This window comes from Pseudomonas sp. NBRC 111132 (assembly GCF_001320565.1).
GTDB lineage: Bacteria > Pseudomonadota > Gammaproteobacteria > Pseudomonadales > Pseudomonadaceae > Aquipseudomonas > Aquipseudomonas putida_P.
The window spans coordinates 1-20,477 of the sequence record NZ_BCBI01000058.1; the positions used below are offsets into that span (position 1 = coordinate 1).

Here is a 20,477-nt window from a genome sequence, read left to right on the forward strand (position 1 = left end):
CGATCGTAGCCCTCCCAACACCACCTTAACTACTTAACTCATTGAATCTCAAGGAGTTTGTCGTTCCGATGTCGCTGGAAGTGGGGCGCATTATAAGGGGATTCGAAACCCCGTCAACCTTTAATTTCAATAAACCTTCATCTCGCTGAAAAACAAAGCGGGGAGGCCTACCGGCCTCCCCGCTTTAGTCACCGGCCTTAAAGGCTAGGGAATGCAAACTGCGACGCTTCATGGCTGGCACGCTGCGGCCAACGCTGGGTAATCGCCTTGCGACGCGTATAGAAGCGCACCCCGTCAGGGCCATAGGCATGCAGGTCACCGAACAGCGAACGCTTCCAGCCACCAAAGCTGTGATAAGCCACCGGCACCGGCAGCGGCACGTTCACACCCACCATGCCCACTTCGATCTCGTCGCAGAACAGGCGCGCCGCTTCACCGTCACGGGTGAAGATGCAGGTACCGTTGCCATACTCGTGATCATTGATCAGTTGCATGGCCTGCTCCAGGCTGTTCACACGCACCACGCACAGCACCGGGCCGAAGATCTCTTCTTTATAGATGCGCATCTGCGGGGTCACCTTGTCGAACAAAGTACCCCCCACGAAGTAGCCATCTTCATTACCGGCCACACGCAAGCCACGGCCATCCACCACCAGCTTGGCACCAGCAGCAACCCCGTCATCGATGTAACCCACTACCTTGTCACGGGCAGCAGCAGTCACCAGCGGGCCCATGTCCAGGCCGCACGAGGTGCCGGCACCAATCTTCAGCGCCTTGATCTGCGGTTCCAGCTTGGCAATCAGGGCATCGGCTACCTGGTCGCCCACGCACACCGCAACCGAAATAGCCATGCAACGCTCGCCACACGAACCGTAGGCCGCGCCCATCAGTGCGCTTACAGCATTGTCCAGGTCGGCATCCGGCATCAGCACGGCGTGGTTCTTCGCGCCACCCAAGGCTTGCACGCGCTTGCCACGCTTGGTGCCTTCGGCATAGATGTACTCGGCGATCGGGGTTGAACCAACGAAGCTCAGCGCTTTTACTTCTGGCGCTTCGATTAGCGCATCCACCGCTTCCTTGTCACCGTGCACCACGTTGAGGATGCCCTTCGGCAGGCCGGCTTCCAGCAGCAGTTGGGCAATGTACAAGGTCGAGCTTGGGTCACGCTCGGAAGGTTTGAGGATGAACGCGTTACCGCAAGCAATGGCCAGCGGGTACATCCACAGAGGCACCATGGCCGGGAAGTTGAACGGGGTAATGCCAGCAACCACACCCAGCGGCTGGAAGTCGGACCAGGCATCGATATTCGGGCCGACGTTGCGGCTGTACTCGCCCTTCAAAACCTCTGGCGCTGCACAGGCGAACTCGACGTTCTCGATGCCGCGCTTCAGCTCGCCAGCTGCGTCTTCCAGGGTCTTGCCATGCTCTTCGCTGATCATCTGCGAAATCTTGGCTTCGTTCTGCTCCAGCAATTGCTTGAAGCGGAACATCACCTGGGCGCGCTTGGCCGGCGGGGTGTTGCGCCAGGCCGGGAAGGCCGCCTTGGCGGAGTCGATCGCTTCCTGCACGGTCGCGCGGCTGGCCAGCTCGACCTTGCGAACAGCCTGGCCGGTGGACGGGTTGAAGACATCAGCGGTGCGTTCTCCCTTGGAAACCAGCTCGCCATGGATCAGGTGCTGAACAATGCTCATGCAAAACTCCAGATAAAGAAGGTAGAGACAGGCGCGCGATACTTGCACGCGCCTGACATCGAAATCGGAAAGATCAGTCGATCAGGTTCAGGTTTTCGCCGACGGCGTCGAACAGGCGATCCAGTTCTTGCGGCGTGGTGTTGAACGTTGGGCCGAACTGCAGAGTGTCGCCCCCGAAGCGTACATAGAAGCCTGCCTTCCACAACTTCATCGCCACTTCGTATGGGCGGACGATGGCATCACCGTCACGGGCGGCGATCTGGATGGCGCCGGCCAAGCCGTAGTTACGGATATCGATGACGTTCTTGGTGCCCTTTACGCCGTGCAGCAACTTCTCGAAGTGCGGCGCCAGCTCGGCAGCGGACTGCACCAGGTTTTCTTTCTGCAGCAGGTCCAGCGCGGCGATACCGGCGGCACAGGCTACCGGGTGCGCCGAGTAGGTGTAGCCGTGCGGGAATTCCACGGCATATTCCGGCGTCGGCTGGTCCATGAAGGTCTGGTAGATCTCGCTGCTGGCGATTACCGCGCCCATCGGGATGGCGCCGTTGGTCACCTGTTTGGCGATGCACATCAGGTCCGGGGTAACGCCGAAGGCTTCCGAGCCGGTCATCGCGCCCATGCGGCCGAAGCCGGTGATCACTTCGTCGAAGATCAGCAGGATGTTGTGCTGGGTGCAGATTTCACGCAGGCGTTTCAGGTAACCCTTCGGCGGTGGCAGCACACCGGCCGAACCTGCCAGCGGCTCGACAATGACCGCAGCAATGTTGGAGGCATCGTGCAGTTCGATCAGCTTGAGCATTTCGTCAGCCAGGGCAATACCGCCCTCTTCTGGCATGCCTTTGGAGAAGGCGTTCACCGGCAACACGGTGTGAGGCAGGTGATCGACATCCAGCAGTTGGCCAAACATCTTGCGGTTGCCGTTGACACCCCCCAGGCTGGTACCGGCGATGTTCACCCCGTGGTAGCCACGAGCACGGCCGATGATCTTGGTCTTGGTCGCCTGGCCTTTCAGGCGCCAGTAGGCACGTACCATCTTCAGCGCGGTGTCAGCGCATTCGGAACCGGAGTTGGTATAGAAGACATGATTCAGATTGCCCGGCACCAGCTCGGCGATCTTTTCCGCCAGCTGGAACGACAGCGGGTGGCCAAACTGAAACGCGGGGGAATAGTCCAGCGTACCCAGCTGGCGAGTCACCGCTTCGGTGATTTCCTTGCGGGTGTGCCCGGCGCCGCAGGTCCACAGGCCAGACAGGGCGTCAAAGATCTTGCGCCCCTGGTCATCGACCAGGTAGTTGCCTTCGGCCGCCACGATCAGGCGTGGGTCGCGCTGGAAATTGCGGTTGGCGGTGTAGGGCATCCAGTGGGCATCCAGCTTGAGCTGGCTGGCGATACCGGCAGGGGCGGTTTCGGGCATGTTCATCGGCGGTTCCTCGAAAGACGATTAGGCAACGATGGATGTTGTTGCAGCTAAATTGGCACGGCGATAAAGTCGGAAAAAGCCTACATTTCTAATCTTCAGACAGGTCGTTACTAAACTAATGAGCCGACGCCCCGATCCACTCGCTCAAGTCAGCGATTTCGACATCCGCTTGCTGAAGATCTACCGCAGCGTCGTCGAGTGCGGTGGCTTCTCAGCCGCCGAAAACGTACTGGGCATTGGCCGCTCGGCCATCAGCCAGCAGATGAACGACCTCGAACAACGCCTCGGCCTGCGTCTGTGCCAGCGTGGTCGCGCCGGTTTCTCGCTGACCGAGGAAGGCCGCGAGGTCTACCACTCGGCACTGCAGCTGCTCAGTGCTCTGGAGAGCTTCCGCACCGAGGTCAACGGCCTGCACCAGCATTTGCGTGGCGAACTGAACATTGGCCTGACCGACAACCTGGTGACGCTGCCACATATGCGCATCACCCATGCCCTGGCCGAGCTCAAGGATCGTGGCCCGGATGTACGCATCCAGATCCGCATGATCGCCCCCAGCCAGGTCGAGCACGGCGTGCTCGACGGCAGCCTGCACGTGGGCGTAGTGCCGCAGACCAGCCCGTTGTCGGGCTTGGAGTACCAGCCGTTGTACAGCGAACGCTCGCTGCTGTACTGCGCGGTTGGCCATCCGTTGTTCTATGCCGATGACCAGCAAATCGACGACGAGCGCCTCAATAGCCAGGAAGCCATCACCCCCACCTTCCGCCTGCCTGCCGAAATTCAGGCGCATTACCAGGCGCTGAATTGCACGGCCAGCGCTTCGGACCGCGAGGGCATGGCGTTTCTGATCCTGACCGGGCGCTACATCGGCTACCTGCCCGACCACTACGCCACGTTCTGGGTACAACAGGGCCGTTTGCGTGCGCTCAAGCCCCGGCAGCGCTTCTACGACCTGAGCCTGAGCTGGGTTACCCGCAAAGGCCGGCGCCCCAACCTGGTGCTGGAAAGCTTCCTCGAAAGCCTGGCTGCGACACGTTGATGCCAGTCTGTGCCGCAAACGCTTGTCACTTCGGCACAGGCAGGTAATCTTGTCCGACAGCCGCAGCCATTGCCCCGTACGGAATCGTCCATGACCCTAGAAGTCCCTGCGCATCGCCTCTCCGCCTCGGGCAAGCCCGCAGGCCGCATCCGCCAGAAGAACGAACAGGCCATTATCCAGGCCGCCGAAGACGAATTCGCCCGCCATGGTTTCAAGGGCACCAGCATGAACACCATCGCGCTCAAGGCAGGGTTGCCCAAGGCCAACCTGCACTACTACTTCACCAACAAGCTGGGCCTGTACATTGCCGTGCTCAGCAACATCATCGAGTTGTGGGACAGCACGTTCAACGCCTTGAGCGTCGAGGATGACCCCGGCGAAGCCCTGAGTCAGTACATCCGCACCAAGATGGAGTTCTCTCGGCGCAACCCGCAAGCCTCGCGGATTTTCGCCATGGAAGTGATCAGCGGTGGCACCTGCCTGACCGAATACTTCAGTGCCGACTACCGCGAATGGTTCCGCGGCCGGGCTGCAGTGTTCCAGGCCTGGATCGAAGCCGGCAAGATGGACCCTGTCGACCCGGTGCACCTGATCTTCCTGCTCTGGGGCAGCACCCAGCATTACGCCGACTTCGCCACCCAGATCTGCCAGGTGACCGGCCGCAGCCGCCTGACCAAGCAGGACATGGAAGACGCGAGCAACAACCTTATCCACATCATTCTGAAGGGCTGCGGCATCAAGCCGGCTGCCTGACTACTTTTTATGCCTTCGACCCTGCTCGACCTCTGCGAGTACCGCGAGGAAATCCGCAAAAGCCGCTTCATCACCCTCGCCGGGCCAATCAGCAGTGCCGCCGAAGCGATGAGTTTCATCGAACGCCACAGCGACCTTGCCGCCACCCACAACTGCTGGGCCTGGAAACTCGGCGCGCAGTACCGCAGCAGCGATGACGGCGAGCCCGGCGGGACCGCAGGGCGGCCGATCCTGGCGGCCATCGAAGCGCAGGATTGCGACCAGGTGGTGGTTCTGGTGATCCGCTGGTACGGCGGTATCCAGCTGGGTACAGGCGGACTGGCAAGGGCCTATGGCGGCGGCGCCAACAAGTGCCTGCAACAAGCACCCAAACGCCTGCTGGTACAGCGCAGCGAATTCACCTGCAGCTGCAGTTTCAGCGAACTTGCGCTGGTGAAGCTGCGCCTGGCAGAGGTTGACGGCCTGGTCCTGGATGAACAGTTCACCGCCAATGGCGTGGATCTGTTGATTGCCCTGGGTGACGCCCACCTGGCGCCATTGCAGCAGCAACTGGCCGATCTGAGCCGCGGGCGCATTTTGCTCGAAGCGCGCTGAACATTGCCCACAACACCTGTGGGCCTGCCTGTGGATAACCTTGGGGCACTCATTTGCAGCCAGCTATTTTCAAGGCCTGCAGCGTTTTGATCATAAATTGATCACTATTTGATGACAGCCGCAAATTGCTGAAAGCGCTCGAGTTATCCTCAATGCAAGGCCTGGCGGGCCAGCGCGCGAAAGCCTCAGCTTGCACACAATAACTGTGGACCAGCCTGTGGATAACCCGTGCGCTAACAGGCCAGGCGCCCGGCCAGGCAAGGCCCAGGCATAGTTGATCGTTTTTTATACAGCCATAGGCAGGCAGCGACTGCCGCTGTGCATTATCCTCAATACCTTTCTTTGCCACCGACCAACGGAGCGCGCTCACATGGCTAACGCAAAAAACGCACTTATCATCGGCGCCTCGCGGGGGCTTGGCCTGGGCCTGGTACAACGCCTGCACGAAGACGGCTGGAACATCACCGCCACCGTCCGCAACCCGCAGCAGCCAGGTGCCCTGGCGGACGTGCCCGGCGTGCACATCGAGCAGCTGGAGATGAACGACACTGCCCAGCTCGACGGCCTGAAGCTACGCCTTCAAGGCCAGGCATTCGACCTGGTGTTCATCAACGCAGGTGTCATGGGCCCGTTGCCGCAAGACTTGGAGACGGTACAGACCAAAGACATCGGCGACCTGTTCATGACCAACGCCGTGGCGCCGATCCGCGTGGCACGCCGGCTGGTAGGCCAGGTACGCGAGGGCAGCGGTGTTCTGGCGTTCATGAGCTCTATTCTGGGCAGCGTGACCATACCCGACGGCGGTGAAATCTGCCTGTACAAAGCCAGCAAGGCAGCACTGAACTCGATGATCAACAGCTTTGTTGTCGAGCAGCAGCGCCCCGACCTGTGCGTACTGGCCATGCACCCGGGCTGGGTGAAAACCGACATGGGCGGCGAAAACGCCGAAATCGATGTGCTCACCAGCACCCGTGGCATGCTCGAACAGATCAAGGCGCAAAGTGGCAACGGCGGCCTGCGCTTCATCAACTACAAAGGCGAACCCTTGGTCTGGTGATTCACCCGGTCGCGGGCCGGCCGGGCGCATTGCCTGGCCGGTGCCTGTAGAATGGCGGCAACCGTACCTGATTGAGACCCCTTTTTATGTATGACTGGTTGAACGCCCTGCCCAAGGCCGAGCTGCACCTGCACCTGGAGGGCTCGCTGGAGCCCGAGCTGCTGTTCGCCCTGGCCGAGCGCAACAAGATCGCCCTGCCCTGGAACGATGTGGAAACCTTGCGCGGCGCCTACGCCTTCAACAACCTGCAAGAGTTCCTCGACCTGTATTACCAGGGCGCCGATGTGCTGCGTACCGAGCAGGACTTCTACGACCTGACCTGGGCCTACCTGCAACGTTGCAAGGCTCAGAACGTGGTTCACACCGAACCGTTCTTCGACCCGCAGACCCACACTGACCGCGGTATCGCCTTCGAAGTGGTGCTCAACGGTATCAGCCAGGCGCTCAAGGACGGCCGCGAGCAGTTGGGCATCAGCAGTGGCCTGATCCTCAGCTTCCTGCGCCACCTCAGCGAGGATGAGGCGCACAAGACCCTCGACCAGGCCTTGCCGTTCCGCGATGCGTTCATTGCTGTAGGCCTGGACAGCTCGGAGATGGGCCACCCGCCACGCAAGTTCCAGCGTGTGTTCGACCGCGCCCGCAGCGAAGGCTTCGTCGCCGTTGCCCATGCGGGAGAAGAAGGCCCGCCCGAGTACATTTGGGAAGCCCTCGACCTGCTGAAGATCAAGCGTATCGACCATGGCGTGCGCGCCATCGAGGACGAGCGCCTGATGCAGCGCATCATCGAAGAACAGATCCCGCTCACCGTGTGCCCGCTGTCCAACACAAAGCTGTGCGTGTTCGATCACATGAGCCAGCACAACATCCTGGACATGCTCGAGCGTGGCGTGAAAGTCACCGTCAACTCGGACGACCCGGCCTACTTCGGCGGCTATGTCACGGAAAACTTCCACGCCCTGCACACCCACCTGGGCATGACCGAAGACCAAGCCCGTCGCCTGGCGCAGAACAGCCTTGACGCACGTTTGATCTGAGTCGCATGACGACGTTGCGCTCAACCGACCTGCAACGTCGCCACGCGGGCAATGCGATTGATCTGCTGGACGCCCAGCGCCGAAATATGCAAAGCCCGCGTGTCCTCGGCCTCACGTATCCAGCCAGATTGCAAAAACAACCTGAACAAGGCCTGGCCCAGCACGCCCCCAAGGTGCGGGCCCTGGTCATCCCACTCGGTGCAGCGGCAGATCACGCAACCTCGTTGCTGGTGTGGCGCCAGAGCATCGATGTAGACCCCGACCAACGCCAACTGCGCCCGCCCCTCGTCACTGACCATCAACTGTCGACCGCAGCCGTCCAGCCAGCCGGCCACCACCAGGCGATCATACAACTCACTGGCCAACGCCCCGCCCAGGTGGTCGCCACATCGGCGTGCCCGGCGCATCGACATGGGCAGCGATGATACCGGCGCCTTGGCACGCTCTCCCCGTACGCTTTCCAGCTGTACGCTGGCCAAGGCCTCAACCGCCGCCCCGACCTGAGGGGTTGCCAGGCAGAAGTAGCGTTTACGGCCCCTGGCTTCATGCTTGAGCAAACCGGCCGACGACAGCAACGAGAGGTGCGCGCAGGCCGACGACGAAGTCAGGCCGGTCATTATCGCGAGTTCATTGGCCAACCGTGGCGTGCCATCGATCAATGCCCACAACATGGCACTGCGCTTGGGGTCGGCCATCAGGCTGGCGATTTGGCTGATACTGCTGGCTGCGTTCATGTCCCTGTAACTCCCTGCAAGTTCACTGTGTGGATGCGATTGCCAACCCTGGCAGGGAAGCGCGTCTCGCTGGCACTGGCCTGGTTCGCCAGTATAAGCCGCAGAAAACACCGTTCAGACGACCACGCGCCGACCTACCCAAGGCGAAAACCATTGGGTATGCCTACCCTTGGCACTCAGCGAGGCAGCTTTGGAAAACGGCTCGAACCCAGCCAAACAAGGCCCAGGTACACCCATACAGAAGCACTGAAACATTCTGATAAAAATAGACTTGCAGCAATTTCAGATGCGGCCCACAGCAACCTTCAAAAATTAGCGCGCAACAAAGCGAAAGTTCTGGGGAATTGCAGGCTTTGCGCCCAAAGCAGGAAACACCGTCTGGAAAATGTACGCACTTACCGTCAGTCAGGACGCTGAAGCAGTGCCATGGCAGGCTGGTGGGCCAGCGCTACACTTGAGCGGCTCCCCTTCCTGGAGGTATGCCGCGATGAAAATTGTCGTAAGTGCGTCGAGCCGAAACCCCGCCTGCCCCTGGCAAGTCCAGCTCGATCAGCATGTGGTCAGTTTCCGTAGCGAGGCCGAGGCGCGCGCCTTCGTCGCTACGCTGGAAACCCGTCTGCAGGCACCTCACCCGCTCATGCGGGAACCTTGGCCTGCAAACGTCGGGTCAACAGCGCGACACTGACCACAAGCGCCCCGCACAGGCTGATCACCATTGCCATCGGCACTGCACTGCCATCATGCAGCAGCCCGACCAGCGCCGCCGCACCTGCGGCAACGCTGAACTGCACGCAGCCCATCAGTGCCGAGGCACTGCCGGCCCGCGCACCCTGCCCGCTCATGGCGCAGGCGGAAGCATTGGGAATGATGCAACCAAGGCTGGCGATACAGATGAACAGCGGTATCAGCAGCGGCCACAACTGCGCGGGTCGCAATGCCGCCACGCCCAGCAGCACCAGGCCCGCAACCAGGTACAGCCAAACCGCGCGGGCCAGCAGGAAGGCTGGCCCGCGCCTGGCCAGCAAGCGGGCGTTCACCTGTGCCACCAGAATAAAGCCCGCAGCATTGGTACCGAACAACCAGCCGTAATGCTCGGCGGGCACCCCATACAGCTTGATGAATACGAAGGGCGAACCGGCGATATAGGCAAACATGCCGGCAATAGCGATACCGCCGGTCAACGCATGGCCGAGGAAAGCCCGGTCAGCGAGCAAACGCAGGTACTGGCGCAAGGCGCCAGACAGCGGCTGGCGGGGTATATGCTCAGGCAGGCTTTCAGGCAGGCCCAGGCTGACCGCCAGCAGGCAGCCGGCACTGAACAGGCTCAGCGCGAGGAAAATCGACTGCCAGCCGGCCAGGTTCACCAGCACCCCACCCAGCATCGGCGCCAGGATCGGCGCCAGGCCCATGACCAGCATCAGCTGCGAGAACACTTTCGCTGAGGCTACCGGGTCGCACTTGTCGCTGACGATGGCCCGCGACAGCACCATGCCGGCACAACCGCCCAGTGCCTGGACGAAACGCGCCAGTACCAATGTGTCGAGGTTGGGGGCATAGGCACAAGCCAGTGACGCCAGGGTGAACAGGGTCACGCCGAACATCAACGGTAGGCGTCGGCCAAAGCGGTCGGCAACTGGCCCATAGGCCAACTGGCCGATGGACAGGCCGAGGAAGTAGGCAGCCAACGTGGCCTGGACGTGTTTTTCATCGGTAGCGAACGCTTGCGCCATGGCCGGGAAGGCGGGCAGGTAGAAGTCGATCGCCAAAGGCCCAAACGCACTGAGTGCGCCCAGGATGAGCACCATTCGCAGGTTCATCAGGAATCCATAGCAGGCTAAGCAAGTGCATGATTCTACCTGCTGTGGACCCCATCAGTCTGAAAACATTTGCAACACAGTGCCCCTGTGGAGGGCACTGCCAAGTCTTCAGGCAAGTTCGGCCTGATAACCTTCATCCCGAATGGCAGTGAGGATCTGCTCCTGCGCCAGCTCACTCTGCACCCGTACCTGTTTCGCCGCCAGGTCGATCTCGACCTTGGCCGCCGCATCCTGCTCCTGCACCGCGCGGGTCACGGCTTTCACGCAATGGCCGCAGGTCATGCCTTGTACATTGAACACTTGCATGGGTTACCTCCTTCAGGTTTTCCACGAGTCTCAAGCTTGCCATCAGGGCAAGGTCAAGCCCCGCCTGCAACAGCCGGGGTGGAAATCCGCGCCCGCGTCGGCCAAGCTGCGCCTTTGACGATCAAGCAAGCAGGAGATTTTTCATGTTCAGGGCAGCATTGGGCGTCGTCGGGCTACTGGGCGCGCTGGCTGTGGTGCCACCGGCCAGCGCCGAGGGCAACTCGGCCTACAGCGTACTGATCATTTCCCGGGAGCGGCTGGAGGTAGCTACCAGCTGCGAAATCGGCGTGTACCTCAACGACCAGCTTTCCGGGCGCGTATTTCAGGAGCAGTCCACCTCGTTCAACCTGCCGCCGGGCCCTGTGGATGTGCGCCTGCGCCTGCTACCCGGGCAAATGCCGGGTTGCGCCGCAGGCATCGAAGACCAGCGCAGCACGCGTTTGAACCTGCAGGCGGGCCAGATCAACAAATACCGCATCGCCATGGGGCAATATGGGCTGGAGTTGAAGCGAGCCGATCTGGGCTATTGACCTTGCCCGCGTGGCAAGGTTGATGCTGGAGGCCAGTCCAAGGAGGAGAGCCATGCCCGCATCCACCACTTACGACCTGCCGATCACCGGCATGACCTGTGCCAGCTGTGCTGGCCGGGTCGAACGCGCCCTGCGCAAGGTCACAGGCGCTGAACAGGTCAGCGTAAACCTCACCACTGAAAAAGCCCGGGTTCTGGCCCCGGCCGACAGCCTGCCGGCGTTGGTCGACGCCGTGCGCGAAGCCGGTTACGGCGTGCCCACCCGCACTCTCGAACTGCAGATCGGCGGCATGACCTGCGCCAGCTGTGTCGGCCGTGTAGAGCGCGCCCTCGGCAAATTGCCCGGCGTCGAGCAGGTCAGCGTGAACCTGGCCAGCGAACGCGCGCACCTCGAAGTGCTCACAGCCCTCGATGACAACCTGCTGATCGACGCCGTACAAAAGGCCGGCTACAGCGCCAGCCTGCCGCAATCTGCCAGGGACGAGCAAAGCGCTGCCCAGCACCGCCTGCGCAACGAGCGCCTGGCGGTCGGCGCAGCCTTGCTGTTGGCCCTGCCGCTGGTATTGCCAATGCTGGTACAACCGTTCGGCCTGCACTGGATGCTGCCTGCCTGGGCGCAATTCCTGCTGGCCACGCCGGTGCAATTCATTCTTGGGGCACGCTTCTACGTAGCCGCCTGGAAGGCCGTGCGCGCCGGTGCCGGCAACATGGACCTGCTGGTGGCCCTGGGCACCAGTGCCGGCTATGGCCTTAGCCTGTATCAATGGGCGCAGGCCCCCGCCGGCATGGCCCCGCACCTGTACTTCGAAGCCTCCGCCGTGGTGATTGCCCTGGTATTGCTGGGCAAGTACCTGGAAAGCCGCGCCAAGCGCCAAACCGCCAGCGCCATCCGCGCCCTCGAAGCCTTGCGCCCGGAACGCGCCGTGCGCGTGGTCGATGGCCAGGAGGAGGACGTGGCAATCGCCCAGTTGCGCCTGGGCGACCTGGTCCTGGTAAAGCCCGGCGAGCGTTTCCCGGTCGATGGCGTGGTCGAAGATGGCAGCAGCCACGCCGATGAGGCCCTGATCAGCGGCGAGAGCCTGCCAGTGCCCAAGCAACCCGGCGACAGCGTCACCGGTGGCGCTATCAACGGCGAAGGCCGGTTGCTGGTCCGTACCCAGGCACTGGGCACCGAGACCGTGCTGGCACGCATCATCCGCCTGGTGGAAGACGCCCAGGCCGCCAAAGCGCCAATCCAGAAGCTGGTCGACCGGGTCAGCCAGGTATTCGTCCCGGCTGTACTGGTGCTGGCGCTGATCACCCTGATCGGCTGGTGGCTGGCCGGTGCACCACTGGAAACCGCGCTGATCAACGCCGTTGCCGTGCTGGTCATCGCCTGCCCCTGCGCCCTCGGCCTGGCCACGCCCGCAGCGATCATGGCTGGCACCGGGGTCGCCGCCCGCCATGGCATCTTGATCAAGGATGCCGAAGCCCTGGAGCGGGCCCATGCGGTCAACCGCGTGGTCTTCGACAAGACCGGCACCCTTACCTCCGGCAGCCCGCGGGTGGTTCACAGTCAGGCACAGGACGGCAGCAGTACCGAGCTGCACCGCCTGGCCGGCGCCCTGCAGCGCGGCAGTGAACACCCGCTGGCCAAGGCGGTACTGCAGGCGTGCGCCGAACAGGGGCTGGACGTGCCCGAGGTTGCCGACAGCCAATCGCTGACCGGGCGCGGCATTGCCGGGCGTGTCGAGGGCCGTGAGCTGGCGCTGGGCAACCGCCGCCTGCTAGACGAGAGCGCTCTGCAGCCTGGTGAGCTGGCCTCCAAGGCCCAGGCCTGGGAAGCCGAAGGGCGCACCCTGTCATGGCTGATCGAACGCGGCAGGCAACCGCGCGTGCTGGGCCTGTTCGCCTTTGGTGACAGCCTCAAGCCCGGCGCCGCGCAAGCCATCGACACCCTGCATGCACAGCACATCAGCAGCCACCTGCTGACCGGTGACAACCGTGGCAGCGCCAAGGTGGTGGCCGATGCCCTGGGCATCGACGATGTGCATGCCGAAGTGCTGCCGGCCGATAAGGCCGCGACGGTGACGGCACTCAAGCGCGACGGTGTGGTTGCCATGGTCGGCGATGGCATCAACGATGCACCCGCGCTGGCCGCTGCCGACATCGGCATCGCCATGGGTGGCGGCACCGACGTGGCCATGCAGGCCGCCGGCATCACCCTGATGCGTGGCGACCCGCGCCTGGTGCCCGCCGCGCTGGAAATCAGCCGCAAGACCTACGCGAAGATCCGCCAGAACCTGTTCTGGGCTTTCATCTACAACTTGATCGGCATCCCGCTGGCCGCGCTGGGTTACCTCAACCCGGTACTGGCCGGTGCCGCCATGGCCCTGTCCAGCGTCAGCGTGGTCAGTAACGCGCTGTGGCTCAAGGCGTGGAAACCCACCAGTAGCAGCACCCAGGAGGCGCCATGAACATCGGCCAGGCCGCCCGCCGCAGCGGGCTCAGCACCAAGATGATTCGTTACTACGAGTCCATCGGCCTGCTCAAACCAGCCACACGCAGCGATAGCGGCTACCGCTTGTACCAGGCGCAAGACCTGCACAGCCTGGCCTTCATCAAGCGCTCCCGCGACCTGGGCTTTTCCCTTGAGGAGGTCGGCAAGCTGCTGACCCTGTGGCAAGACCGCCAGCGTGCCAGTGCCGACGTGAAGGCACTGGCGATACAGCACATCGATGAACTGAACCGGCGCATCGAGGAGCTGGTGAGCCTGCGCGATACCCTTGGCGAGCTGGTGTCGCACTGCCAAGGGGATGACCGCCCGGACTGCCCGATCCTCAAGGACCTGGCCAATGGCGCTACCGGCAACTGCTGTCACTGAGCGATCAAAAGCGTTTGGTATGCCAAAAGCGTCCAAACGCGACCGAATAGTCACCAAACACGACTTTGTCCAATAAATACAGGGGTTCTGGCTTCATAAAACCCGGATGCTGCCGATGCACTGGCTACCTGCCTCGTGGGTCGACAATAAAAAATTCCGGGAGCGTCGATGAGCATCAAACAGAAACTGACCTGGGCATTCGCGGTCATCGCCGGCTTGCCCATCGTCCTAGTGGCCACTCTGGTGGTCCTCAACCTGCGTGGCGAAGCCCGCGATGGATTCCTCGACGGTAGCAGCCGGGAAATCCGCCAGGTCAGCAACGCGATGAACATCTTCTTCCAGGGCATCAACCAGAACGTCGAGTACCTGGCTTCCCAGCCAATGGTCGCTGCCACGGGCAGCGAGCTGAACAAGTACATGAGCGCCACACCGTCCTACGAACTGGGCGAACAGGCCAGCAAGCTCCTCGAATTCATGACCCGCCTGGCCAACTCGCACCCCGCTTATGCCTACCTGTCCTACGGCGTGAATGACGGCGGCTACACGGGCTGGCCGGCCGGGCAGAAGTTCGTCAACTACGACCCACGCACCCGCCCCTGGTACCAACTGGCCATGGCCAACCCAGGCAAGACCGTGCGCACCGGCGCTTACTACTGGGCCGCCGACGACGCGGTGCTGGTCAGCACCGTGCGCGCCGTGGCCAACCAGCTGGGCAACCCCGGCGGCGTGGTCAACATCGATGTTTCCCTCAAGGGCCTGACCGAGATCGTCAAGCAGATCAAGCTGGGCGAAAGTGGCTACCTGATGCTGGTGGAAAGCAACGGCAACGTGATGGTCGACCCGCGCGATGCAGGCCACAACTTCAAGCAACTGGCGAGTTTTGGCGACGGTTACGCCGAGCTGGCCAAGGCCGGCAAAGGCCTGGTCGAGGTCGAGCTCAATGGCGTGCGCTACATGGCCAACGTCTACCCCGACGAGCAACTGGGCTGGACCTTCATCGGCCTGATCGAACAAAGCGAGGTGATGCAGACCACCACCCGCCTGACCTGGCTGATCGGCGTCATCGCCGTGGTGCTGGCCGTGCTGTTCGCCGTGGTCGGTGCGGCCTTCGCCAAACTGATCGTGCGCCCGATCAACAGTGTCACCAATGGCCTGGAAGACATTGCCCAAGGTGAAGGCGACCTGACCCGCAACCTGGAAATCCGCGGCCGCGACGAAACCGCGCAATTGGCCAGCTGGTTCAACCAATTCCTCGGCGCCATTCGCAGCCTGATCCAGCACATCGGCGCTGCCGCCAGCAAGATCCTCAGCACCTCCATCAGCTCGACCCGCGTCTCCAGCGACATGGCCGAGGCCGCCGGCCGTCAGCGCGAAGCCGTGGACATGGTGTCCACTGCCTTCCACGAGATGGTCGCCACCGCCAACGAAGTAGCGCGGTCTTGCAGCCAGGCGGCGCAGTCGGCCGACAGCGGCCAGCAGCAAGCCCGCGAAGGCCAGCAACAGATCGATGCCGCGGTAAGCAGCGTGGACCGCCTGAGCCACGAGATCGAGCAGTCGGCGCAGTCGATCCAGCAATTGGAGCGTGACAGCAACGCCATCCAGTCGATCCTCGGCACCATCCGCTCCATTGCCGAACAGACCAACCTGCTGGCCCTGAACGCGGCCATCGAAGCAGCTCGTGCCGGTGAGCAGGGACGTGGCTTTGCCGTGGTGGCCGACGAAGTGCGGGCCCTGGCCAAGCGCACTGCCGACTCCACCGCCGAAATCGACGGTTTGCTGGGCAACCTGGCCAGCCGCACTGCCGAAGTGGCCGAACAGATGCATGCCAGCCTGGAAGTTTCGCAGCAGTCGGTGAGCCGTATCGGCCTGGCCCGCGACAGCTTCGGGCAGATCCGTGAGTCGGTGGACGTGATCCGCGACATGAACACGCAGATCGCCACGGCGGCCGAAGAACAGCACCAGGTGGCCGAGGACATCAACCGCCACATCAGCCAGATTCACGGCGATGCGCAACTGGTGGCCGAACTGGCCCAGGCGGCGCGTCAGGACTCCGAGAGCCTGGCCGGGCTGTCCAATGAACTGGACACGCTGGTGCGCAGGTTCCGCACCTGATGCATTGCCTGTGCCGGCCTCTTCGCAGCTAATGCAGCGAAGAGACCGGCACCGGCAACCGAGCACTAAAGTTTCAGCTCCCCCGGGGTCGCCCCAAACAACTGCTTGAACGCCGCAATGTAGGCCGATGTGGAGTCATACCCACACCCCAGCGCCGCCTCGGTCACATTCTCCCCCGCCTCCAGTAGCGCCAGCGAAGACAGCAACCGCATGCGCTGCCGCCAATTGCGAAAGCTCAACCCGGTCTCCCGCTGGAACAGCCGCATCAGCGTCTTCTCCGAACACCCCAGCTCGCGCGCCCATTGCTGCAAGGTCTGCGGCTGGTCCGGCGCGGCGATTAAGCCATTGCACAGCGCCAGCAAGCCAGGGTGGCGTGGCAAGGGCAGTGAAAAACCGACTTCCGGCAACGTGCGCAACTGGTCGAGCAGCACCGCCACCAAGCGCGCCTCGGCACTGTCACCCTCCGGGTAATCCGCCGGCAACAGGCAAAACTGCTTGATCAGTTCGCGTGCCAGTGGTGTCACCTCAAGCACCCGGCATTGCTCAGGCGCCCATGGGCAGGCATCGCGGCGCACATACAGGCTGCGCATCTCGGCTTGCATCGAAGTGACCACTTCATGCTCGGCATCGGCAGGGATCCACACCCCCCACTGTGGCGGGGCAAAGTAGCTGCCGTCACGCGTGTACACGCCGAGTACGCCGCTGATCGCGTAGGAAAACTGCACCCAGTCGTGCTGGTGGCGGGTGGTCCAGGAACCGGCACCAAGGCTTTCGGCACGGGCGTAGAGGGGCCTGGGCAGGTGGTCCAGCGCCGGAATAGCGCGGGGATGTCCGATAATCGGCATGGCGGTTTCTTGTAGTTCTGACCAGACAAGCCTAACAGCTGGCATCGTCTCGATGTTCAACCTGTGTCATCGCTCGACGATTACCGTCACCCCCTGCCCACCTGCCGCACAGATCGAAATCAGCCCACGCCCCTTCCCCGCCGTCGCCAGCAGCTTGGCCAGGTTGGCCAATATCCGCCCCCCGGTCGCCGCAAATGGATGCCCGGCCGCCAGCGAACTGCCCTTGACGTTGAGCTTGCTGCGGTCGATCGCCCCAAGCGGCGCCTCCAGCCCCAACCGCTCGCAGCAAAAATCGACATCCTCCCAGGCCTTCAGCGTGCACAGCACCTGGGCAGCAAAGGCTTCGTGGATTTCGTAGTAATCGAAGTCCTGCAGTGCCAGGCCATTGCGCGCCAGCAAGCGTGGCACCGCGTACACCGGCGCCATCAATAACCCTTCGCGGCCCGTGACGAAATCTACCGCTGCGGTTTCCCCATCGACCAAATAGGCGAGCACCGGCAACCCTTGCTGCTGCGCCCACGCCTCGCTGCCTAACAGCACCAGCGAAGCACCATCGGTCAACGGCGTGGAGTTACCCGCCGTCAGGGTGCCTTGCCCACTGCGGTCAAAGGCAGGTTTAAGCCTGGCCAACTGCTCAAGGCCAAGGTCCGGGCGCAGGTTGTTGTCCCGAGTCAGCGAGAGAAACGGCGTTAGCAGGTCGTCCTGCCAACCCTCGGCATAGGCCGCAGCCAGCTTCTGATGACTGAGCAGCGCCAGCTCGTCCTGCTCGGCGCGACCAATGCGCCAGGCTTGGGCCATGCGCTCGCAATGCTCGCCCATCGACAACCCCGTGCGCGGTTCGCCGTTGCGCGGTAACTCGGGCTTCAGGTGATGAGGCCGCAGTTTCAAGAAGGGCTTGAGCCGCTCGCCCAGGCTCTTGCCACGGTTGGCGTGCAGCAGGATATGGCGCAGGCCTTCGTTGACGGCAATCGGTGCATCGGAGGTGGTATCCACACCGCCGGCAATACCGCAGTCGATCTGCCCCAGGGCAATCTTGTTGGCCACCAGCAGCGCTGCCTCCAGCCCGGTGCCGCAGGCTTGCTGGATGTCATAGGCCGGTGTCTGCGGGGACAGGCGCGACCCCAGCACACATTCGCGGGTCAGGTTCATGTCGCGTGAGTGCTTCAGCACTGCGCCAGCCACCACCTCACCCAGGCGCTGCCCATGCAGGCGATAGCGCTCGACCAACCCTTCGAGCGCGACGGTGAGCATCGCCTGGTTGCTGGCCGTGGCGTAGGCGCCATTGGCGCGGGCGAAGGGGATTCGGTTGCCGCCCAGGATCGCGACCCGGCGAGATGAACGCATGCGCTAGCTCCTCCTGAAACAATTTGATCCGTACAGCCTAGGTGTTTTTACCGTATTCGAACGACCCTGCCACAAAGTTGGTCCACACTTTCAAGCTTGCCTTTCAGGAGACCACCCATGAGCGATCGCTACCTCGGTTTTGCCAACTCCAATCTCGGCCGTCGCCTCGTGGATGCCCTTGGCCTGCCACGTCCGGCGCCGCTGGAGCGCTGGCAAGCTGGCCGCCTGCGCCCGGTGGAAGGCGCCCTGGTATTGGGTGGCGGGCCTCTGGCGAGCCAGGTCGAAGCCATCGCCCCGTGCCTGACCGACGAGGTCTACAGCTTCAATGCCGACAACCTGCAGGCTGAAGCCTGGGTGGCCGGCCTGGGGCCGAAAATCAAGGCTGTGGTGTTCGATGCCAGTCATTTGTCCGACAGCGATGCACTGAAGCAGTTGCGCGAATTTTTCCAGCCGCTGTTGCGCAGCCTGGCACCGTGTGCCCATGTACTGGTGCTTGGCCGTGCACCAGAAGGCCTCGACAACCCGTTGGCCAGCGTTGCTCAACGCGCCCTCGAAGGCTTCAGCCGCTCGCTGGCCAAGGAGCTGCGCAACGGCGCGACCGCCCAATTGTTGTATGTCGCCCCCGATGCCGAGAACCAGCTGGAAGGCGCCCTGCGCTTCTTTCTCTCGCCCAAGAGTGCCTTCATCTCGGGCCAGGTATTGCGCATGGGGGCTTGTGCCAGTCAGGTCGAGGACTGGACCCGCCCATTGGGGGGCCGCCGCGCTCTGATCACCGGCGCCGCACGCGGTATCGGCGCTGCCATAGCTGAAACCCTGGCCCGCGATGGCGCCGAGGTGCTACTGCTCGATGTGCCCCAAGCCAGCCAAGACCTCGACGCCCTCGCGGCACGCCTAGGCGGCAAGGCACTGCCACTGGATATCTGCGCCAGCGACGCGGCAGCGCAACTGCTTGCGGCCCTGCCCGACGGCATCGACATCGTAGTGCACAACGCAGGTATCACCCGCGACAAGACGCTGGCCAACATGACGCCGGAATACTGGGACGCAGTGCTGGCCGTCAACCTCAAGGCCCCGCAGTTGCTGACCCAGGCGCTGTATGACAACGGCGCGCTGGGGGAAAACGCACGCATCACCCTGCTGGCATCGGTCAGCGGTATTGCCGGGAACCGTGGGCAGGCCAACTATGCCGCCAGCAAGGCAGGGCTGATTGGCCTGGCCCAGGCCTGGGCGCCGCGGCTCGCCGAGCGCGGTGGCAGCATCAACGCAGTGGCCCCCGGCTTTATCGAAACCCATATGACTACAGCCATGCCCATGGGCCTGCGCGAGGCCGGGCGACGCTTGAGTTCACTGGGCCAGGGCGGGCGCCCGCAAGATGTCGCCGAAGCCATTGCCTGGCTCAGCCAGCCGGGCTCAGGGGCTGTCAACGGCCAGGTGCTGCGCGTTTGCGGCCAGGCATTGATGGGGGCTTGAGCATGAGCCGACAGTGGCACGACCTGCACAGCCCAACGGCCCGCGCCCGCCTTTATCTGCGTGCAGCCAGCAAGCGCACAATCAGCGGCGAGCAGTTGCCGGAGGATGGCCTGCGCTGTTTCATCCGGGTTCAGCCGGGCAATCTGAACGCCTATCGAAGGCTGTGCCACTTTCCCGATGATGGCCGCCTGCCGGCGGCTTATCCCCATGTCATGGCGTTTACCCTGCAATTGCAGTTGATGACCGCAAATGACTTCCCCTTCCCGCTACTCGGCCTGGTGCACCTGCACAACCGCATTGAGGTACTGCGCCCGCTTGGCGCTATCGAAGGGCTGCGCTTTGCGGTGTATGCGCACAACCTGCAGCCCCATGCCAAAGGTGGCACCTTCGACCTGGTCACCGAGGCTGAAGACGGCATCGGTCTGCTGTGGCGTGAAACCAGCCGTATGCTGGTGCGTGGGTTGAAGCTGGAAGGCGAAGTGGATGAGCCCACTGACGCCGAACCTGGTTCTTTGCCCGAGGCCACCCGCTGGTACGCCGACAGTGATATCGGCCGGCGTTATGCCAAGGTTTGCGGGGATTACAACCCTATTCACCTCAGTGCAGTCAGTGCGCGGTTGTTCGGCTTTCCCACGTCCATTGCCCATGGCATGTGGACCAAGGCCATGGCCTTGGCCGCATTACGCGGGCACCTGCCGCACAGTGGCTATGCCTTCGAGGTGGATTTTCGCAAGCCGGTAAGGTTGCCTTCGGAGGTGGTGCTCAGTGCCAGTGAGGCGGGCCCTTCGGGGACGTTGCGGCTGGATGGCCATGGAGGTGTGCTGCATATGGTCGGGCGCTGGGCTCTGCTGTAGGCGCCGCTTGCTTTGCAT

At 62.9% G+C, this 20,477-nt stretch carries 19 protein-coding genes and 2 pseudogenes; 13 read left to right on the forward strand and 8 right to left on the reverse strand.

All coding sequences use genetic code 11. The annotated features are described in order from the left end of the window. Nucleotides 1-197: 197 nt before the first annotated feature. A complete protein-coding gene (locus APH35_RS22670) occupies nt 198-1,691 on the reverse strand; it encodes a CoA-acylating methylmalonate-semialdehyde dehydrogenase (RefSeq protein ID WP_012270363.1) in 1,494 nt (497 codons plus the stop codon). A gap of 73 nt (nt 1,692-1,764) precedes the next feature. Next, the gene (locus APH35_RS22675) at nt 1,765-3,111 is read right to left on the reverse strand and encodes an aspartate aminotransferase family protein (protein ID WP_012270362.1); all 1,347 of its coding nucleotides are present in this window, start codon (nt 3,109-3,111) and stop codon (nt 1,765-1,767) included. Nucleotides 3,112-3,229: 118 nt separating this feature from the next. On the opposite strand from APH35_RS22675, the gene APH35_RS22680 reads away from it, so the two are divergent. The 5 genes from APH35_RS22680 (at nt 3,230) to APH35_RS22700 (ending at nt 7,585) form a co-directional block, all read left to right on the forward strand. Beyond that, nucleotides 3,230-4,147, forward strand: coding sequence for a LysR family transcriptional regulator (locus APH35_RS22680; RefSeq protein ID WP_012270361.1), 918 nt, complete (start codon nt 3,230-3,232; stop codon nt 4,145-4,147). Nucleotides 4,148-4,237: 90 nt separating this feature from the next. Next, the gene (locus APH35_RS22685) at nt 4,238-4,900 is read left to right on the forward strand and encodes a TetR/AcrR family transcriptional regulator (RefSeq protein WP_012270360.1); all 663 of its coding nucleotides are present in this window, start codon (nt 4,238-4,240) and stop codon (nt 4,898-4,900) included. Between the two features lie 9 nt (nt 4,901-4,909). Then, the gene (locus APH35_RS22690) at nt 4,910-5,494 is read left to right on the forward strand and encodes an IMPACT family protein (protein WP_012270359.1); all 585 of its coding nucleotides are present in this window, start codon (nt 4,910-4,912) and stop codon (nt 5,492-5,494) included. Between the two features lie 370 nt (nt 5,495-5,864). Next, nucleotides 5,865-6,551 carry an SDR family oxidoreductase gene (locus APH35_RS22695; RefSeq protein WP_012270358.1) on the forward strand — a complete coding sequence of 229 codons (687 nt, stop codon included), beginning with the start codon at nt 5,865-5,867 and terminating at the stop codon, nt 6,549-6,551. Nucleotides 6,552-6,637: 86 nt separating this feature from the next. Then, complete coding sequence (locus APH35_RS22700) at nt 6,638-7,585, forward strand: adenosine deaminase (protein ID WP_012270357.1); 948 nt, start codon at nt 6,638-6,640, stop codon at nt 7,583-7,585. 20 nt (nt 7,586-7,605) lie between these two features. On the opposite strand, the gene APH35_RS22705 is transcribed toward APH35_RS22700, so the two are convergent. Continuing rightward, nucleotides 7,606-8,319 carry an ArsR/SmtB family transcription factor gene (locus tag APH35_RS22705; protein WP_060494584.1) on the reverse strand — a complete coding sequence of 238 codons (714 nt, stop codon included), beginning with the start codon at nt 8,317-8,319 and terminating at the stop codon, nt 7,606-7,608. 487 nt (nt 8,320-8,806) lie between these two features. Here APH35_RS22705 and APH35_RS29500 point away from each other — a divergent pair, with 487 nt between their 5' ends. After that, nucleotides 8,807-9,004, forward strand: coding sequence for a hypothetical protein (locus APH35_RS29500; RefSeq protein ID WP_071984764.1), 198 nt, complete (start codon nt 8,807-8,809; stop codon nt 9,002-9,004). On the opposite strand, the gene APH35_RS22710 is transcribed toward APH35_RS29500, so the two are convergent. Then, on the reverse strand, nt 8,955-10,136 hold the full coding sequence (locus tag APH35_RS22710) for a multidrug effflux MFS transporter (RefSeq protein ID WP_060515569.1): 1,182 nt from the start codon (nt 10,134-10,136) through the stop codon (nt 8,955-8,957). The genes APH35_RS29500 and APH35_RS22710 overlap by 50 nt on opposite strands. Before the next feature lie 108 nt (nt 10,137-10,244). Further along, nucleotides 10,245-10,442: a heavy-metal-associated domain-containing protein gene (locus APH35_RS22715; protein WP_012270354.1), complete on the reverse strand. Its 198-nt coding sequence runs from the start codon at nt 10,440-10,442 to the stop codon at nt 10,245-10,247. Nucleotides 10,443-10,585: 143 nt separating this feature from the next. Here APH35_RS22715 and APH35_RS22720 point away from each other — a divergent pair, with 143 nt between their 5' ends. From APH35_RS22720 to APH35_RS29795, 5 genes and pseudogenes are all read left to right on the forward strand, one after another. Then, on the forward strand, nt 10,586-10,972 hold the full coding sequence (locus APH35_RS22720) for a hypothetical protein (protein ID WP_012270353.1): 387 nt from the start codon (nt 10,586-10,588) through the stop codon (nt 10,970-10,972). 52 nt (nt 10,973-11,024) lie between these two features. Beyond that, nucleotides 11,025-13,427, forward strand: coding sequence for a heavy metal translocating P-type ATPase (locus tag APH35_RS22725; protein WP_012270352.1), 2,403 nt, complete (start codon nt 11,025-11,027; stop codon nt 13,425-13,427). After that, entirely contained in the window at nt 13,424-13,834 is a 411-nt protein-coding gene (cueR, locus tag APH35_RS22730; RefSeq protein WP_012270351.1) for a Cu(I)-responsive transcriptional regulator, read from the forward strand. Before APH35_RS22725 ends, cueR begins: the two co-directional genes overlap by 4 nt. A gap of 324 nt (nt 13,835-14,158) precedes the next feature. Then, nucleotides 14,159-15,088 (forward strand): annotated as a pseudogene (locus APH35_RS29790) (HAMP domain-containing protein); the annotation flags it as partial. A gap of 129 nt (nt 15,089-15,217) precedes the next feature. Continuing rightward, nucleotides 15,218-15,946, forward strand: a complete 729-nt coding sequence (locus APH35_RS29795) for a methyl-accepting chemotaxis protein (protein ID WP_371040047.1) — start codon at nt 15,218-15,220, stop codon at nt 15,944-15,946. Here the strand turns inward: APH35_RS29795 and APH35_RS29800 are convergent. The 3 genes and pseudogenes from APH35_RS29800 to APH35_RS22745 all read right to left on the reverse strand — a co-directional run. Beyond that, nucleotides 15,927-15,974, reverse strand: a pseudogene (locus tag APH35_RS29800) (hypothetical protein); the annotation flags it as partial. The gene APH35_RS29795 and the pseudogene APH35_RS29800 sit on opposite strands and share 20 nt — an antisense overlap. A 37-nt stretch (nt 15,975-16,011) precedes the next feature. Beyond that, a complete protein-coding gene (locus tag APH35_RS22740; protein ID WP_060493796.1) occupies nt 16,012-16,791 on the reverse strand; it encodes an AraC family transcriptional regulator in 780 nt (259 codons plus the stop codon). Between the two features lie 66 nt (nt 16,792-16,857). After that, on the reverse strand, nt 16,858-18,135 hold the full coding sequence (locus tag APH35_RS22745) for an acetyl-CoA C-acetyltransferase (RefSeq protein ID WP_060515571.1): 1,278 nt from the start codon (nt 18,133-18,135) through the stop codon (nt 16,858-16,860). Nucleotides 18,136-18,252: 117 nt separating this feature from the next. Between APH35_RS22745 and APH35_RS22750 the strand changes: the two genes are divergently transcribed. Together APH35_RS22750 and APH35_RS22755 are read left to right on the forward strand one after the other, a co-directional pair. After that, nucleotides 18,253-19,605: a 3-oxoacyl-ACP reductase gene (locus APH35_RS22750; RefSeq protein WP_060515572.1), complete on the forward strand. Its 1,353-nt coding sequence runs from the start codon at nt 18,253-18,255 to the stop codon at nt 19,603-19,605. Between the two features lie 2 nt (nt 19,606-19,607). Then, nucleotides 19,608-20,459: a MaoC family dehydratase gene (locus APH35_RS22755; RefSeq protein ID WP_060515573.1), complete on the forward strand. Its 852-nt coding sequence runs from the start codon at nt 19,608-19,610 to the stop codon at nt 20,457-20,459. Nucleotides 20,460-20,477 lie beyond the last annotated feature (18 nt).

What these genes read in the sequence shown, in the direction of transcription:
- APH35_RS22710 (WP_060515569.1), bottom strand. Translation starts at nt 10,136, where the DNA reads ATGAACCTGCGAATGGTGCTCATCCTGGGCGCACTCAGTGCGTTTGGG.
- APH35_RS22685 (WP_012270360.1), top strand. Translation starts at nt 4,238, where the DNA reads ATGACCCTAGAAGTCCCTGCGCATCGCCTCTCCGCCTCGGGCAAGCCC.
- APH35_RS22755 (WP_060515573.1), top strand. Translation starts at nt 19,608, where the DNA reads ATGAGCCGACAGTGGCACGACCTGCACAGCCCAACGGCCCGCGCCCGC.
- APH35_RS22690 (WP_012270359.1), top strand. Translation starts at nt 4,910, where the DNA reads ATGCCTTCGACCCTGCTCGACCTCTGCGAGTACCGCGAGGAAATCCGC.
- APH35_RS22680 (WP_012270361.1), top strand. Translation starts at nt 3,230, where the DNA reads ATGAGCCGACGCCCCGATCCACTCGCTCAAGTCAGCGATTTCGACATC.
- APH35_RS22675 (WP_012270362.1), bottom strand. Translation starts at nt 3,111, where the DNA reads ATGAACATGCCCGAAACCGCCCCTGCCGGTATCGCCAGCCAGCTCAAG.
- APH35_RS22745 (WP_060515571.1), bottom strand. Translation starts at nt 18,135, where the DNA reads ATGCGTTCATCTCGCCGGGTCGCGATCCTGGGCGGCAACCGAATCCCC.
- APH35_RS22750 (WP_060515572.1), top strand. Translation starts at nt 18,253, where the DNA reads ATGAGCGATCGCTACCTCGGTTTTGCCAACTCCAATCTCGGCCGTCGC.
- APH35_RS22740 (WP_060493796.1), bottom strand. Translation starts at nt 16,791, where the DNA reads ATGCCGATTATCGGACATCCCCGCGCTATTCCGGCGCTGGACCACCTG.
- APH35_RS22695 (WP_012270358.1), top strand. Translation starts at nt 5,865, where the DNA reads ATGGCTAACGCAAAAAACGCACTTATCATCGGCGCCTCGCGGGGGCTT.
- APH35_RS22700 (WP_012270357.1), top strand. Translation starts at nt 6,638, where the DNA reads ATGTATGACTGGTTGAACGCCCTGCCCAAGGCCGAGCTGCACCTGCAC.
- cueR (WP_012270351.1), top strand. Translation starts at nt 13,424, where the DNA reads ATGAACATCGGCCAGGCCGCCCGCCGCAGCGGGCTCAGCACCAAGATG.
- APH35_RS29500 (WP_071984764.1), top strand. Translation starts at nt 8,807, where the DNA reads ATGAAAATTGTCGTAAGTGCGTCGAGCCGAAACCCCGCCTGCCCCTGG.
- APH35_RS22715 (WP_012270354.1), bottom strand. Translation starts at nt 10,442, where the DNA reads ATGCAAGTGTTCAATGTACAAGGCATGACCTGCGGCCATTGCGTGAAA.
- APH35_RS22670 (WP_012270363.1), bottom strand. Translation starts at nt 1,691, where the DNA reads ATGAGCATTGTTCAGCACCTGATCCATGGCGAGCTGGTTTCCAAGGGA.
- APH35_RS29795 (WP_371040047.1), top strand. Translation starts at nt 15,218, where the DNA reads ATGGTGTCCACTGCCTTCCACGAGATGGTCGCCACCGCCAACGAAGTA.
- APH35_RS22720 (WP_012270353.1), top strand. Translation starts at nt 10,586, where the DNA reads ATGTTCAGGGCAGCATTGGGCGTCGTCGGGCTACTGGGCGCGCTGGCT.
- APH35_RS22725 (WP_012270352.1), top strand. Translation starts at nt 11,025, where the DNA reads ATGCCCGCATCCACCACTTACGACCTGCCGATCACCGGCATGACCTGT.
- APH35_RS22705 (WP_060494584.1), bottom strand. Translation starts at nt 8,319, where the DNA reads ATGAACGCAGCCAGCAGTATCAGCCAAATCGCCAGCCTGATGGCCGAC.